The 14,975-nt window shown below is 43.4% G+C and carries 17 protein-coding genes and 1 pseudogene; 7 read left to right on the top strand and 11 right to left on the bottom strand.

Annotated elements, in window-relative coordinates; all coding sequences use genetic code 11:
* Positions 1-54 precede the first annotated feature (54 nt).
* The 7 genes from AC51G0_RS28060 to AC51G0_RS28030 all read right to left on the bottom strand — a co-directional run bounded on the left by AC51G0_RS28060 (position 55) and on the right by AC51G0_RS28030 (position 6,717).
* The gene (locus AC51G0_RS28060; RefSeq protein ID WP_496304235.1) at positions 55-1,131 is read right to left on the bottom strand and encodes an ABC transporter permease; all 1,077 of its coding nucleotides are present in this window, start codon (positions 1,129-1,131) and stop codon (positions 55-57) included.
* Between the two features lie 14 nt (positions 1,132-1,145).
* Complete coding sequence (locus AC51G0_RS28055; protein ID WP_496302831.1) at positions 1,146-2,072, bottom strand: ABC transporter ATP-binding protein; 927 nt, start codon at positions 2,070-2,072, stop codon at positions 1,146-1,148.
* Entirely contained in the window at positions 2,065-3,015 is a 951-nt protein-coding gene (locus tag AC51G0_RS28050; protein ID WP_496302830.1) for an HlyD family secretion protein, read from the bottom strand. The genes AC51G0_RS28055 and AC51G0_RS28050 overlap by 8 nt, the downstream gene beginning before the upstream one ends.
* Positions 3,016-3,492: 477 nt before the next feature.
* Positions 3,493-3,732: a M23 family metallopeptidase gene (locus AC51G0_RS28045; protein ID WP_496302829.1), complete on the bottom strand. Its 240-nt coding sequence runs from the start codon at positions 3,730-3,732 to the stop codon at positions 3,493-3,495.
* A 203-nt stretch (positions 3,733-3,935) separates the two neighbouring features.
* Complete coding sequence (locus AC51G0_RS28040; protein WP_496302828.1) at positions 3,936-4,175, bottom strand: GrpB family protein; 240 nt, start codon at positions 4,173-4,175, stop codon at positions 3,936-3,938.
* A gap of 124 nt (positions 4,176-4,299) precedes the next feature.
* The gene (locus tag AC51G0_RS28035; RefSeq protein ID WP_496302827.1) at positions 4,300-4,716 is read right to left on the bottom strand and encodes a hypothetical protein; all 417 of its coding nucleotides are present in this window, start codon (positions 4,714-4,716) and stop codon (positions 4,300-4,302) included.
* 981 nt (positions 4,717-5,697) lie between these two features.
* Complete coding sequence (locus AC51G0_RS28030; protein WP_496299399.1) at positions 5,698-6,717, bottom strand: IS110 family RNA-guided transposase; 1,020 nt, start codon at positions 6,715-6,717, stop codon at positions 5,698-5,700.
* A 69-nt stretch (positions 6,718-6,786) separates the two neighbouring features.
* Between AC51G0_RS28030 and AC51G0_RS28025 the strand changes: the two are divergent.
* A pseudogene (locus tag AC51G0_RS28025) lies at positions 6,787-7,146 on the top strand (transposase); the annotation flags it as partial.
* A 51-nt stretch (positions 7,147-7,197) separates the two neighbouring features.
* On the opposite strand, the gene AC51G0_RS28020 reads toward AC51G0_RS28025, so the two are convergent.
* On the bottom strand, positions 7,198-7,710 hold the full coding sequence (locus AC51G0_RS28020) for a hypothetical protein (protein WP_496302826.1): 513 nt from the start codon (positions 7,708-7,710) through the stop codon (positions 7,198-7,200).
* Positions 7,707-8,117 (bottom strand): hypothetical protein, encoded by a 411-nt coding sequence (locus AC51G0_RS28015; protein WP_496302825.1) that lies wholly within the window; start codon positions 8,115-8,117, stop codon positions 7,707-7,709. The genes AC51G0_RS28020 and AC51G0_RS28015 overlap by 4 nt, the downstream gene beginning before the upstream one ends.
* Before the next feature lie 371 nt (positions 8,118-8,488).
* Here AC51G0_RS28015 and AC51G0_RS28010 point away from each other — a divergent pair, with 371 nt between their 5' ends.
* The 5 genes from AC51G0_RS28010 to AC51G0_RS27990 all read left to right on the top strand — a co-directional run bounded on the left by AC51G0_RS28010 (position 8,489) and on the right by AC51G0_RS27990 (position 11,750).
* Positions 8,489-8,737, top strand: coding sequence for a type II toxin-antitoxin system Phd/YefM family antitoxin (locus AC51G0_RS28010; RefSeq protein WP_160658692.1), 249 nt, complete (start codon positions 8,489-8,491; stop codon positions 8,735-8,737).
* Positions 8,727-9,017, top strand: coding sequence for a type II toxin-antitoxin system RelE family toxin (locus AC51G0_RS28005; RefSeq protein ID WP_496302824.1), 291 nt, complete (start codon positions 8,727-8,729; stop codon positions 9,015-9,017). The genes AC51G0_RS28010 and AC51G0_RS28005 overlap by 11 nt, the downstream gene beginning before the upstream one ends.
* A gap of 193 nt (positions 9,018-9,210) precedes the next feature.
* Positions 9,211-9,483, top strand: a complete 273-nt coding sequence (locus tag AC51G0_RS28000) for a type II toxin-antitoxin system TacA family antitoxin (RefSeq protein WP_496302823.1) — start codon at positions 9,211-9,213, stop codon at positions 9,481-9,483.
* The gene (locus AC51G0_RS27995) at positions 9,480-9,980 is read left to right on the top strand and encodes a GNAT family N-acetyltransferase (RefSeq protein WP_496304234.1); all 501 of its coding nucleotides are present in this window, start codon (positions 9,480-9,482) and stop codon (positions 9,978-9,980) included. The genes AC51G0_RS28000 and AC51G0_RS27995 overlap by 4 nt, the downstream gene beginning before the upstream one ends.
* An 819-nt stretch (positions 9,981-10,799) precedes the next feature.
* Entirely contained in the window at positions 10,800-11,750 is a 951-nt protein-coding gene (locus AC51G0_RS27990; RefSeq protein ID WP_496302816.1) for an IS110 family RNA-guided transposase, read from the top strand.
* Between the two features lie 52 nt (positions 11,751-11,802).
* Here AC51G0_RS27990 and AC51G0_RS27985 read toward each other — a convergent pair whose 3' ends face one another.
* Complete coding sequence (locus tag AC51G0_RS27985) at positions 11,803-12,138, bottom strand: zinc ribbon domain-containing protein YjdM (protein WP_496302822.1); 336 nt, start codon at positions 12,136-12,138, stop codon at positions 11,803-11,805.
* 231 nt (positions 12,139-12,369) lie between these two features.
* Entirely contained in the window at positions 12,370-13,086 is a 717-nt protein-coding gene (locus AC51G0_RS27980; RefSeq protein WP_496302821.1) for a DUF2971 domain-containing protein, read from the bottom strand.
* A gap of 481 nt (positions 13,087-13,567) precedes the next feature.
* Between AC51G0_RS27980 and AC51G0_RS27975 the strand changes: the two genes are divergently transcribed.
* Positions 13,568-14,824 carry an IS110 family RNA-guided transposase gene (locus tag AC51G0_RS27975; protein WP_496302786.1) on the top strand — a complete coding sequence of 419 codons (1,257 nt, stop codon included), beginning with the start codon at positions 13,568-13,570 and terminating at the stop codon, positions 14,822-14,824.
* Positions 14,825-14,975 lie beyond the last annotated feature (151 nt).

Below are 14,975 nucleotides of genomic sequence, written 5' to 3'. Positions count from 1 at the left end.
CCTTGTTCGATATAGATAGAACGATACCTTAAGGTCTGTAACCGCATAGCAGAGTCAATCCAGGCTTTTCTTAAATCGCATCGAAGCAACCAATAAGCCAAGCACGGTGAAGCCAACCATCCAAACTGCATCACGCCACAGATCTATCAGATCGGCTCCCCGCAACACAATTCCACGGATCATTCGCATAAAATGCGTCGCAGGCAATACTTCAGAAATCCACTGCGCGGCGATAGGCATGGCTTCATAGGGAAACATAAAACCTGAGAGCAAAATCGATGGCAGCAAAATAAACACCGTCATTTGCATCGCCTGGAGCTGGGTCTGCGCAATCGTCGATATTACCAACCCCAGAGTCAGGCTGGCTGAAATAAATAATAATGTTCCCAGTAACAACTGTGACAATTCGCCGTTAATGGGGACATCGAAAATAAAATGTCCCAGCCCGAGAATAATCCCGACCTGAATAAGTCCGACAAAGATATAGGGGATGATCTTTGCCACCATCAACTCCAGTGAACGAACCGGCGTAGTAATTAATAGCTCCAAATTGCCACGTTCGCGTTCGCGTACAATGGCTGCCGATGTAAACAAAATCATAGTCATTGTTAGGATCACTCCCAGCAACCCCGGTACAATATTGACAGCAGAGCGTCTTGAAGGATTGAAATACAGTGCCACATCAAAGGTTGGCTCACCTGGCGGCTGGTAGTTTATCAATTCCTGCAGCGGCATATTTTGCAGCTGCAGCAACGCGGCGCTAATCATGGTATCGGAACCATCCACCAGCCACTGGCCCACCGTACGCTGCTGTACGAGTCGCTGGGACAGATCCGAAGGCAATACCAATGCAGCCCTCACTGTACCACTGGTGATCGCCTGCTCCGCTTCTGCGGCCGTTGGATAAAATTGAGTCACCGTGACAACCTGCGTAGCCTTCACTGATTCAGTGATCAAGCGTCCGGCAACAGAATGGCTTTGATCAACGACCGCAACTGGAATATTTCTAACATCAGTATTGATCGCATAGCCAAATAGCAATAGCTGAATAAACGGGATCATCACTACCATGCCAAACGTAATGCGATCCCGAGAAAGCTGGCGAAACTCCTTCACCATAATGGCTCTCATGCGAAAAAGACTATTCACTGCCTTCCCTCCCCCGTACAGGTTACAAATACATCTTCCAGGCTTGGGCGGGCCAGTGTCATTTCAGCTTGCGCCAGATATGGAAACTGTTCTCTGAGCCACACTATTGGTTCTGTAACCTGTTGATCAACTAGCACTCGTAAACGAATACCCAGTTGAGCGGCAGAACGAATTTCGGATCGTTTTAATAACTCGGTTTTCAGCAGGCGAAGGTTATCTGCTTGAACTTCAACAACCGTTACTCCCATAGTTTGCATCAGGGTTTCTGGAGGCCCATCAGCTCGAACAACACCAGACTCCATGATCGCTAACCCATGGCAACGTTCTGCTTCATCCATATAATGGCTTGTAACTAAAATAGTCGTCCCCTGATCACTCAGATCAAATAACTGCTCCCAGAACTCACGACGATTTTCAGGATCAACCGCAGAGGTAGGTTCGTCTAAAAATAATAGGCTTGGGTGGTGCATAGTTGCAGCCGCTAAGCCTAAGCGCTGCCTTTGACCGCCACTCATACTTCCCGCACGCTGCCTGGCAAGCTGATCAAGCCCATATGTCGATAGCTGTTCACTAATACGCAACTTCAGTGGCTTACTCGGTAAACCAAAAATCTGACCAATAAACTGTAAGTTTTCCCTTACTGTCAAATCCTCATACAACGAGAACTTTTGGGTCATATACCCAATACGTAAACGCAATCTTTCAGCCTGTTTCGGAATATCTAGCCCCAACACTTCAACGGTTCCCGCTGTCGGGCTCAACAAACCGGTTAGCATTCGTATCGTCGTCGACTTACCGCAGCCATTCGGTCCCAAGAAACCATAAATACTGCCAGTCGGAACAACGAGATCGAGCCCGTCAACGGCTGTAAAGCTACCAAACTTTCGAGTTAGCTGACTAGCGACAATCGCATTCTCACTCATTGGGCATCTCCACCTGTGCGGGCACACCCGCTGGAAGATCTTTCGCTTTTTCTGGCATATCAACTTCTGCCAGGTACACCAAGCGCGCACGGTCTTGTTCATTCAGTGCATAATACGGTGTAAACGATGGCTCTGTGGCTATCCAACGAAGTGTTCCGATATAACTCTCTGCCATACCATCGACGTGTACAATTAATTGATCTCCCGCCTTCAATTTCACTCGATAAGGCTCCGGAACATACACACGAGCATAAGGCAGGGTATCGGCCTGAATCGCAGCGACAATACTACTCATTGAGACTCGCTCACCGACGTTATATGGCAAGCTGTCGAGCACGCCGTCACGGGTGGCAACCACGGTCAGATCTTCAAGGATCTGTTGCTGCAAGGAGACCTCCGCTCTAGCAGCTTCTAGTGAAGCTTGGGCTTGGGTGATATTTTCCGGACGCTCGCCACTGGTTAGCTTAGCCAGGTTTTCAGTTGCCGACTGGTGATCAGCCTGAGCGGCATCACGCTCGGCTCTAGCCTTGTCTCGCTCCGAATAGCTAGCAAGTTTCTGAGTGACAAGCTTAGTAACACGCCGGTAAGTATTGCTGGCCTCTCTCAATGTCGCTTCTGCACGCTCAACACTAGCCTGCGCGGCGGCAATATCTTCCGGGCGTTCACCATTAGTCAACTTCAACAAATATGCCGCCGCCTTGGCTTCTTCGGCTTTAACTCGCGCTAGGATGGCAAGCTGCTGTTTGGTATCTAACTGAACCAATATATCGCCTTTAGTGACAAATTCGCCTTCTTTGATAGGTTGTTCACGAACAATCTCACTCGACGTCGCCGTTAGCGTCACCCTGTCACGCTCCAGCGTACCTAGAGCTTCTCTCGGGGCTTGTTCTACACATCCGGCTAAAGCAAACAGCACCAGTAACATCCGTAATGTTCTTCTCATGGTACTTCCCTACCCAAAATCACTTGTTACTAAAAGTGTACGCCGATAGCTGTAATAGACAATTGATTTAATTCGCGAAAAGAGAGGTAGTGATGAGCAAGCATGATGAAGCAACAGTCTGAACTTAGCCGTTTGTTAGTTCTCTTTATGTTTTAAACCCAGCTTTGTTGAAGCAAAAGAATTGACGTCAACACCTTGTTCCATTTAGCGCAATATACCCCTTGGGGAAACATACTTTTGCCAGTCTTAATCAACACCAATCCTCACGCGGCAGTTACCTTCGATATAGGTCAACTTAATGTTTGTTATAACTGCGGGGAAACTGAAGAACTCTCAAATTTCATTGACGTCAAATCACTTGTCATATTAATAAACTCCGCAGGCTCAATCCATTTCTGGTAGATAGGGTGTTTTTCGACATAGCCAGCCATCCACCTAGCCTCTCCCGATTCAGGGTAATCTGATTTTTGACCTAACCTAATTGAAAAATGAAGGTGTGGATATCCCGATATGATAGCCCTCATTGGTGTTTGCGATGTAGCCTATCAATTCACCTTTCTTTACAGGCCCACCCCCCTTTGACCACATTTTGTAGCTAAGGTGTCCATACAGTGAATATAGATTATCAGCTGGATGGTCAATTATAATAAAACCTGCATAGTCAGATTCATACTGTGAATAACTGATATTGCCATCAGCTATTGCATAAACAGGCATTCCGTATGGTGCATGCCAATCTATTGCAGTATAAACTTATTCGCTAAGCCCATATCAAAAGCGCTATAAGCTTGCAGCATTGGAATATCATCAAGAGGTAATTGGTAAGGCTCCTTTGTAGCTTTAGCTATTTCAGTTAATTGCTTCTTGAGCGTTGCAACTTTTTGGAAAAAGCGACATCCTGATATTCCAAACTTACCTTTTTATTCATAATCTAATGAAATCAAATCGGAAGAGAGTAAATCAAGAGACTGTAAATCAGTAACTTCCAGAAGGATATCAATGATAGGTTTAGCCGCTAAACCAGCTACAGCAGTGCTTCCGATATGGTGAATATTTACAGCATTCTGACCTACAACATTTCTGATTACTCTTGATTCCAATTCATACAATTCAGCCCACTTCGGATCATAGCTAACAACCTCAATAATTCGGTTACTCACTGTCAATCCTTAAGTACATAACGCCGACTTAGTGGAGCTGTGTTTTGTATAAATTTGCGAATACATAGACATAATTCTGCGTAACGCAGATGGAAGGTTTAATCGCTTCTTTATATTATCAAACCTAATTCATTGTGTTTTTGCATATTTCAGAGTTCCAAGGACCAATAACATGTGAACGAACCTCGTCTTTAATGACTAATTTTATCCCCAAGCCATTTTCATTAATAAAGCGGTAAAACTCGTCCTGTTTTTCACATAACCTTTCAACTATTTCACTATACCTTGCCCCTCCTGAAAGCCTGAAACCAGGCTCAGCTACCTGAGTGACTAGGATATAGGAATCTGCCTCAACAAATGAAGCTTGAACACTACTAGTACCTGTCTTTACTTTGTTAAAATCAATATCTTTAAGATATGATACAAACTCTTTATCAAGCGCCTTTGGTACATAAACATAATTAGAATTTGGCACACCTGTACTTTGGCAACCCACCACTATAAATATGCACGCTAAAATAAAGATTAATTTGACTTTCATTCATTCTACCTTATTCAATAATTAGTGATACCCAACAAGCTCTTATCGATTCTTTTAACGCTTATTTACACAATATGAGCGTAACTTAAAGAGAGTTAAATCAATAATGCACTCTGAGATTACATGCTAACCCCACAAGCGCGTTGAGCGTAGAGCATGCAAATTGATACTCTACCGAAAAACATAACTCCTGCGGTACGTTGCGCCACGCTGCACAAACCAAGCGTACCGAACTCCATACCAAAAATGCCGAGTGTAATGCGTCATTCTTGATTGCCTTGTATGACAAACTCAAGAAATCCAATTACTTAACAGACACGCTAGCGCTACAGACACATCTACTCCAACACAGAACATCCTATCCTATCTTTATAATTCAGGCTGGCATTGGGTTATAACTTCCGGAACCAATTAACAAAAATCAGCGGCTACTGGAGAAAGAAACGCTCTTTACTGACCCTTATTAATCGGACCTTGAGAATAAAAAGCTGCAAGTACAAAACATAAATCCAGTATGCTGCGGACTAAGCCCGACAACATCCATTTTCATTGTAAACATCCAACACCATAACAGAGCTGGAAAACTGCGATGATTTAGCAGCTAAGTCTCGACCCGGCGCGGTAACGCAATTGACATATAGATCGACGAATCTATTTATGAAATAACAGTATTGGTTTTAACGAAAACCACCTCGAAGCCAAAATCGAGCGTGCTGCGGACAAAACCAATCAATTTCACAGTTCGTTATACCGAGATGTATGGTCCGCCCCGTTATTGCAACTACAATTTTTGATGACGGGGTTGGTTTGCGCTAATGTATTCGGAGTCACGTTTGGGTGCTCCCGCATCCCAGCTCCACGATGATATCCGCGCCAGATTATCCTTAAAAAGCGTAAAGCATTTATATGCTGTCTCTGTATCAGGTTCTTAATCTGGCCGATTGATCGTTTTTGTCATCATAATCGTCATTGCAAATTCGGTTATCCCGTCGTCATACGAAAAGCCTGGCGGTTGTACATGACCGCCCAGGCTATCCTAGCTAGCTTGTTGGCCAACGCAACAACGGCGATGTTAAAAGGTTTCCTGGCTCTTAAGTCAATAAGCCACTGCCCAAAGGCTTTTCCTGTTTTATCCGGTTTAGATAAAACAGCTCTTGCCCCATGTATAAACAAAGTCCTGAGTCGCTTATTCCCTCGCTTGCTGATACCTAGCAATTTGGATTTCCCACCCGTCGAGTATTGTCGTGGTACAAGCCCAATCCAGGCAGCCATATCCCGTCCATTAGTGAAATTAGCCGGTGAACTGATGTCAGCCAAACATAGGCTTGCTGTCATGTCACCTATCCCTGGGACAGTTTTAAGTAGTTGTGCTAATTCGTTGTGTTCAATGAACTGGCTGAGCTTTTTGTCCTGCTGTTTAATTTGTTCACTCAGGTAAGAATAATGCGCGTGAAGCTCTTGGAGTTCGCGAGTGAAAAGGCTTGGAAGAGGTTGTTTTTGATCTGCCAGCCATTGGAACAATGATTTCATTTTGGCATGACCGGTAGGCAGGCTCAGCCCAAATTCCAACAACATCGCGCCAATACGAGACATGCAAGCTGTACGCTCCTTGATATACCCATCTCGTACCCGATGGATAGAGGCGATGACTTGGGCCTCTTCAGATTTAACTGCAACAAACCGCATTGAAGGGCGGCAGGCTGCTTCAGCAATGGCCGAAGCATCAATAAAGTCATTCTTATTACCTTTTACATAAGGCTTTACGTATTGCGGTGGGAGCAGTTTTACTTGGTGATTAAACTCTAAACACTTACGCGCGAGCCAGTGAGCGCCACCGCAAGCCTCAAAGGCTATCGTTGTGGGGCATAGCTTAGAAAGGAATAAAATAAGTTGGCTTCGGTTGAACTTTTTACGTAAGAATTCTCTGCCAGTACTATCATGACCGACAAGATGGAAGCAGTGTTTACCGAGATCTATACCAAGAATATGTAAGGAAGACATATGGTTTACCTCTTTCAAAGTGCCTACTTCAAGCGTAGGGGCTTGAGAGTGAGGCGGACCATATAATTAAGCATGCCCGGTATCGGAAAAATTGCCGCCGCTTCTATCATTAGCAACCTTCCCGAGCTCGGGTATATCACCAACAAGCAAGCCGCCGCCCTCGTCGGTGTCGCACCCATGAGTAGGGAAAGTGGTCGCTATAAAGGGCTCAGGAAAATACAAGGTGGTCGAGCCCAGGTCAGGACTGTTTTATACATGGCAATGATGTCTGCCATGCAATGTAACCCTGTATTCAAGAGCACCTATCAACGGCTCCTCGCTGAGGGAAAACCGAAAAAAGTTGCCATCATCGCCTGCGTCAGGAAGATGGTTATCATCTTAAATTCGATGCTAAGAGATGGCGTTTTATGGGATGCGAAAACAGTTTGAAATTATCTATTGACGCCATAGTCGTTTGTTAGCTGCTGGAGTTTTCAGGTGTTAATTCCAGGCTCTTTCATAAGCATCGATCAGGTTAAATGGTTGTTTTAGCGATTCAATCGAGCGTAATTCATGCTTAATACTCTTTGGTAAGTCATGATAATTTTTCTCAACATTTAGGTCTACTACTGAAAACATAAGTTTCTTCATAGTAAGGATTTGTTTTGAAATATGATTTGGTTTATTAGCAGTTGCATTTGAAACTTCCAGCACCAACAGCATTCTCATTAATTCACCGTATTCGGGCTGAGAGCACTCTCTAATAGCACTTTGATTCAAATAACCTAACCCTTCTGCCGAAACGCTAGGTAACTTTTTCAATTTACCTATCACTGACTCTGAGAGAACCTCAGCCTGACTTTTAGAAATACACTCTGAATGTTTACTTTCATAATCAACGAACTTTTGTTGAAGAAGAGCTGAACCGAAGCCAAGGTTATCATCTACACTTGCATAACTAAATGAAGAGCACACTGCAACAAACGAAACAATTACCAAATAGTTAAACTTCATTTTATTTTGCACCCATAATGTACAGATTTCCAAAACAACCTTTCTTTAGGGCTAATTTTACTTCTCATCATCTGAAGGCCTGCAATAGTGCTTATTTGATTATTTGCATACCTATCTAAAGATGACAATGACTTAAAAAAGTACTCCCAATTTGCTGAGTAGATACTATATGATGTTTGGCTTATATCACTTGATACAGTTTTAAATGCAAAACTTTTCTCTATAAAATTTGAAGGCCCCTGCGTTTTTACAGCCAACCCACCAAAAATCAATGCAAGTTGACCAATAACAATTGCCACCCACCCTTCTTTAACAGTTTGATTCATCTCATTTATTGCATTAATTGCGTCTTGACTTTCTTTATCGAAAGTCATGTTAACAATAGCCGGACATGTACTTTTACTCATTTTGCATCCCTATCTAGAACAAATATCCTTCAGAATACATTGATGACATCAAACCGAAGTGTGAAGATATCTGTCTTCGAGAGCAACTGAGCTCTAAATCGCACCGCTCAAAATATCAATTACAATATCTTTGGATGACTATCACATACGTCCGTTTATTGGTTGCAGCTAACGCCTGCAATAAGGTGTGCCCCACAGAACCAGCAAAGCGCACCGAACTTCATACCAAAACTGCCGAGTGTAACGCATCACCTTGATTGCCTTGTTAAACCTTGCATTTTACATAAGGAAATCAGCAATTTTACTGATAGAAAAACTCAACACGACAAACTATAATGACCTAATACAAGACCGATTAAGAGACCTTTAAGATGACCGCACGTATCCTTGCAGATGTTGCAGCTAGCATTACAGAGCTTAAAGCTAACCCAATGAAAGTAGTATCAAGTGCTTATGGTGAACCCGTTGCTGTATTAAACAGAAATGAACCAGCATTCTACTGTGTACCAGCAGAAGCCTACGAGTTGCTGATGGATCGCTTAGAAGACCTAGAACTGCTCGCTATTGCGAAAGAACGTCAAGATGAACCAAGCATCACGGTAGATATCAATGACCTATAAGTTAGACTTCAAGAAATCCGCCTTAAAAGAATGGAAAAAGCTTGGTGCAACTGTTCGCGAACAATTCAAAAAGAAGCTAATTGAGCGATTAGAAAATCCACATATACCGGCTTCAAAATTATCTGGAGCCGACAACATGTACAAAATCAAACTTCGACAATCTGGCTATCGATTAGTGTATGAAGTGAACGATGGTGTCATCACTGTAACAGTTCTTGCTGTTGGCAAGCGTGAACGAAGCGAAGTCTACAAAAATGCCATGCGCAGAACTGATTCGTAGGTTTAAACGCCTGCCATAAGTTGCGCCACGGCGAACCGACCAAGCGCACCGAACTCCATACCAAAACTGCCGAGTGTAACGCGTCAACTTGATGGCCTTGTTAGCCGCGTGCCAAAATGACACAACAATTGCCAAACTCAAACATCCATGCCATACTCTTCATGTGCCACTTTGACACTAAATGGAGGTTTGTATGGCCGCTGCATTACCACGTATCACTGCCCGTGTAGACATTGATACTCAAGAATTACTATCACAAGCCGCTGCTATCGCTGGCATGTCTAGTATTAACTCATTTGTTCTTAGTGCCGCTGTTGAAAAAGCGAAACAGATTATGGAGCGTGAACGAGCACTTAAGCTAAGCCAACGTGACGCCATGATGCTCATGGATGCTCTTGATGAACCAGCTAAACCTTATGCGCGTCTGCAACAGGCAGCTGCTCGTTACAAGGACAAAACGCAATAATGAAGACGGTACAATTAGACAAAGTTAAACACGACCGTCATCGCTTTGATTGTGGTATTGATGCTCTAAACAATTATTTAAAAATCATGGCAAGTCAACAGGCCAAGAAAGACAATACCCGTACTTTTGTGCTTGAAGATGCAAACTGTACCGAACACGTCATTGGCTATTACACATTAACCATGACACCTATTGATTTAACATCATTACCAACAAAACTACAGAAGAAACATCAAAATGCCAGCTCTGGCGGCTTGATCGCCCGACTTGCAGTTGACCAACGATACAAAGGTAATGGCTATGGTGAATGGTTACTGATTGATGCACTTAAAAAATTGCTGATGGCCAGTGAAACTGTAGCCTTCCCTCTCGTTATCGTTGACGCTAAAGACGGTGCCGAACACTTCTACGAAAAATATGGTTTCACTGCATTTCAAGATGCTGAAAACAAACTATTTATAACAATTGCAGATGTACGAGCTAGCATTGGCGATTGATGGATCGCCTTTTGCGGCTAACGCTGAGCACATGCGTCCGTAACACAGATGCTGAAATTGAATACCGTATACACCAAAGTAAAGTCATACCAAAAATGCCGAATGTAACGGGTCGACATGGTGTGGTTTGTTATGCTGCCTTGACCATAAATCCATCCCCTACTTGACCGCTCAACTATCCAAGTGCGGCAAGAAATATCAGAACTACAGCAACTTAGAAAGTCAATTTAAACACTAACTTCCAGCAACTTTGAGCCTGGCCAACTTGCATGACATCCTGATGGAGACTTACTTGGGCTGCTGCACCAAACTGATGGGCAAAGGAAACGGCACCACATTCACTGCAGAATAACGGCGTTTAATGCAGTGGTTCATTGCCAATGTGTAAGGCAGCAAAGAACGAAACAACCTGCATTTCTCCAGACTAATTGGACAGCCTTGCGGTGAACGAATGGCCGGAGACATTATGTAACTTTGCGATAAAGCCTGAGGGCTGTTACCAACTAAAAGAGCGGCATAACGCCTGCAATAAGGTGTGCCCCACTGAACTAACAAAGCACACCGAACTCCGTACCAAAACCGCCGAGTGTAACGCATCACCTTGATTGCATTGTATGGATAATAAAACCAACTTCAGGGTAAAGTGAGACCCAGGCTTTAGCTGCAACTAAAGCTTTCTATACAGCAGTTCGATTGATTGAAGGCTCCTCTGTCGAGAGACCGATAACAAACGTGAACGCTGCATAGGACTCCAAGCACCATACTCGAATAGTCTACTGGGTCTCGAACCCGCATTACGCAAGCAAGAGTTAGCTTATTATGAATACTGCAACGAATCAAAATATTAACGTCGGGGTCGATACCGGAAAATCTCAACTCGATATTTATATCCGACCACTCGATATCTTCTTCTCGGTTTCTAACGACGATAAAGGCATCAAACAGGCCATCAAAACTATTAAGCAGCACTCGCCGCAACGTGTCGTGATTGAAGCCACTGGCCGGTTAGAAATGCCCTTCATTATAGCCTGTGCCGACGCTAATATTCCTTACGTGATAGCCAATCCCGTTCATGTAAAACGCTTTGCCGGCGCCATCGGCCAGCGGGCTAAAACGGATAAGCTCGATGCCAAGCTCATTGCCCATTATGCCGAAGCTATAAAACCGGCACTAACCAGGCTAAAGCCTGAATCCATGCGGCTTATGGCGGATCTAGTTAGTCGAAGAAATCAGCTTCTCTCGATGCAAACCATGGAAAAAAATCGGCTCCAAATCATGCCCAAACAACTGGCTATGACCATCAAGCCCATCCTGACAGCATTCAAAAACCAGATCGAAAAAACCGAAAAGAAAGTTGTAGCGCTGATTGAAAGCTGCCCTGAATATCAGGCCAAAAATGACATACTACAAAGCATGCCCGGTATCGGAAAAATTGCCGCCGCTTCTATCATTAGCAACCTTCCCGAGCTCGGGTATATCACCAACAAGCAAGCCGCCGCCCTCGTCGGTGTCGCACCCATGAGTAGGGAAAGTGGTCGCTATAAAGGGCTCAGGAAAATACAAGGTGGTCGAGCCCAGGTCAGGACTGTTTTATACATGGCAATGATGTCTGCCATGCAATGTAACCCTGTATTCAAGAGCACCTATCAACGGCTCCTCGCTGAGGGAAAACCGAAAAAAGTTGCCATCATCGCCTGCGTCAGGAAGATGGTTATCATCTTAAATTCGATGCTAAGAGATGGCGTTTTATGGGATGCGAAAACAGTTTGAAATTATCTATTGACGCCATAGTCGTTTGTTATAGCGCAGAGTTGAAGGTTACTCAGGCTTTTTTCACAAACTGAGCTGTCACCATCATTTCGCCAGCCCCATCAACTTTGCAGTCTAGTTGGTGATCCTTACCATCGACAATTCGTCGAATGACCGCTTTTGTACCAATTTTCAGTACAAGAGAGCTGCCTTTTACTTTTAGATCCTTAGCTAAGGTGACCTTATCACCCTCAGAAAGCAATGTTCCGTTAGCATCTTTAACCGTAACGATGTCTTCAGCGTCAACTTCTGATGGATTCCATTCGTGAGCACATTCTGGGCACACTAGGTGGTTTTGATCTTGATATACGAACTCAGATTGACAATTTGGACAAGGTGGAAACGACATAACTTACTACTTCTATGATTTATTTTGCTGTATATGATACTGCGCGTCATCTGCCTTAGCGAGTGAATCGTTCCGAATTCCGTATGAACTTAGAAAGGATTGAGCTTTCAGCAGTCAGTGCGCTATAACGCCTGGCATAAGGTGCGCCACGGTGAACTCACCAAGCACACCGAACTCCATACCAAAACCGCCGAGTGTAACGCGTCACCTTGATGCCTTTGTTATGTGCCTTTACACATATGGTGAGCTAGTTTCTGATACTTTGATTATTTTACCCATTCCGGATAAAAACAACTCTTGAATCATGAAGTTATTTCGTTTATCAACTAAAGGTCCTGTTCTAATAGATTTTATACATTCAGAAGTAATCGGGACATTAACATAGCGCGTAAGACCTGTTGCACAAGGTTTAATTTTTATTTTTCCATTGTAGTTATCTTGGAGAATAAAAAAACGGATTTCGGACTCAGCTTCAAATGATTTGTGTTTAATCTGAATAGTCATTTCTTGAAGCGCTGTAATATACCTTGAACTATAATGAGCATGTTCCATAAAGTCAGGGTGAAATTGATTCATTGCTCTATACCACCCATTATCTCTTACGGATTTTACATAGTTTTTGAGTAAATCATATTTTTCATCTTTGGTGTATACACATTCATATGAAACAGACATATCATGTCGTAGCAATTTGAATAATTGTTTTTCCAATTCTTCTTTATCAAATTCAATACAAACACCCAATCCTTTTTGGGTATAGGATCTCCATTTACTCAAGTCATCTCCAAATTTAGATGTTGAGAAACCAAAAGATCTATATTGAAATTCATCAGTATTATTACGTTTAAAATAAAACTTAGAGTGAAGCTCTGATTCACAAAATTCTTCTTCATATAATTGATGTAAGAGTTCATCGTCAATCTTTGTTTCAAGGGGATCATTCATCATACCAAAGCTACCAAAATGTAATGACTTATTGGTTACAATGTTAAAAAGAGCCTCAAGACTCGTATAGTGGTAGCAAGAATTCCCCATAAATCACCTTAATATTTATATATAAATGCCTGACTGATATTTAATTGGCACATAACGCTTGCCATAAAACGCCAGCAACGCATTACGACAATATTTAATTGACCACCGCAAACACTAAAGCCAATTCATACCTAGAATGCCGAGCGTTGAGGGTCGTTTTGATGGCTTTATAGTTGGACAGTCCTTTCCTTGTAGACCATATAAAGAAGGGATATGCACTGGCCTGTGACGAATAAGATTGCCCGTCACTTGATGACTATAACAATCCTTCCGCGCAGGCCAGCTGCTCACTGTCGATGAATACTCAGGGCACTTTCAGTCTGAACACTATAATGCCTTCACACGTCAGTCAGCATGCACATCACCACTTTTAATGTAGCAACTCGAGGTGATTATGTTAGTTTCTCAGCTCACAGATTCGTACATCCTCATTGGCCTTGATTGGGCCGATAAAAAGCATGATGTCTGCTACTATGACGGCGACAAATGTATCAATGATGTCATCAGCTCTAAGCCTGAACATATCCATGATTGGCTGCACCAACTTCACCAACATTTTGAGGAAAAAACACTCGTCATTGCCTATGAAAGTGGCAATGTGAGATTGCTTAACCAGCTCTGCCAATACAAGTTTGTCTGCCAGGTACCAATCCCACCCCAGCAGGTAAAACGCTATCGTGATACTTTCTCACCATCGGGAGCTAAAGACGATCCGACTGATGCAAAATTGATCCTCGATTTAATCCAGCGTCATGGCGATCATTTCAATGTGCTTAAACCAGAATCACCACAGGTCAGAGAGCTGACTGATCTTGTCGAGTTTAGACGCCGGCAAGTCAATCAAAGAGTGAAAATAACCAACAAAATCAGAACAGTATTAAAGCGATATTACCCTCAACCACTTGAGCTATTCGATGATATCGGCACGATCATTTTCTGTGACTTTCTGACTAAATGGCCTGAACCAGCCAAGGCAAAAACAACTCGCCGTGATGTACTGTTCCGCTTTTTTGAAAACCATAATTCTCGCTATCCGCAAGTCAATAAAGACCGTGTGGATGCCATAAAGTCATTGGTGCCACTCACTGATGACCAGGCGGTTATTCGTCCCTGCCGGTTGCTTTTAGCGTCACTGATTGGTGAGCTTCGCAACCTGCTTACCTCCATCGAACTGTTTGAGCAACGCATTAAAGTACTCACACGCAGTATGACCGATTATAAGTTGTTCAAGTCACTGCCAGGTGCAGGAGAAATTAACACAGCAAGGCTATTGGCGGCCCTCGGTACCAACAAAGATAAATATGCCAATGCCACCGAAATGCTCTGCCATGTCGGTGTTGCACCCGTGACCCAACGGTCAGGAAAATCATGCATTGTCCGCTGGCGCTTCCAATGCCCAACCTTCCTCAGGCAGACATTCGTTGAATGGGCTGGTCAAAGTATCCGTTCATCGGCATGGGCCAAAGCGTACTATCAAATACAGATAGAACGAGGCAAACATCACAATGCTGCGGTACGTGCATTGGCTTACAAATGGGGCCGCATTTTGTTCCGATGTTGGCAAGAAAACACCCTTTACGACGAAGCAAAGTACATCACGATGCTAGCAGAGAAAAAGTCACCAATAATCGGCTACTTAGCATCGAAATAAGGTGAATAAAATGTGGTCTATGGGACTTGACCGTCCACCTCAGGGCGTGTTGTTATGCAACTCCATCCATTAATACGATCATACTTGGCCGAAAGTCTTTCCACGTATTGTGAATCTGCGACATACAGACAACAAATTCATACTCTGATAA

This window comes from Photobacterium sp. HL06, from assembly GCF_059552575.1.
The sequence above is the reverse complement of the archived record's forward strand: the minus strand, read 5'-3'. Positions and strand labels throughout refer to the sequence as shown.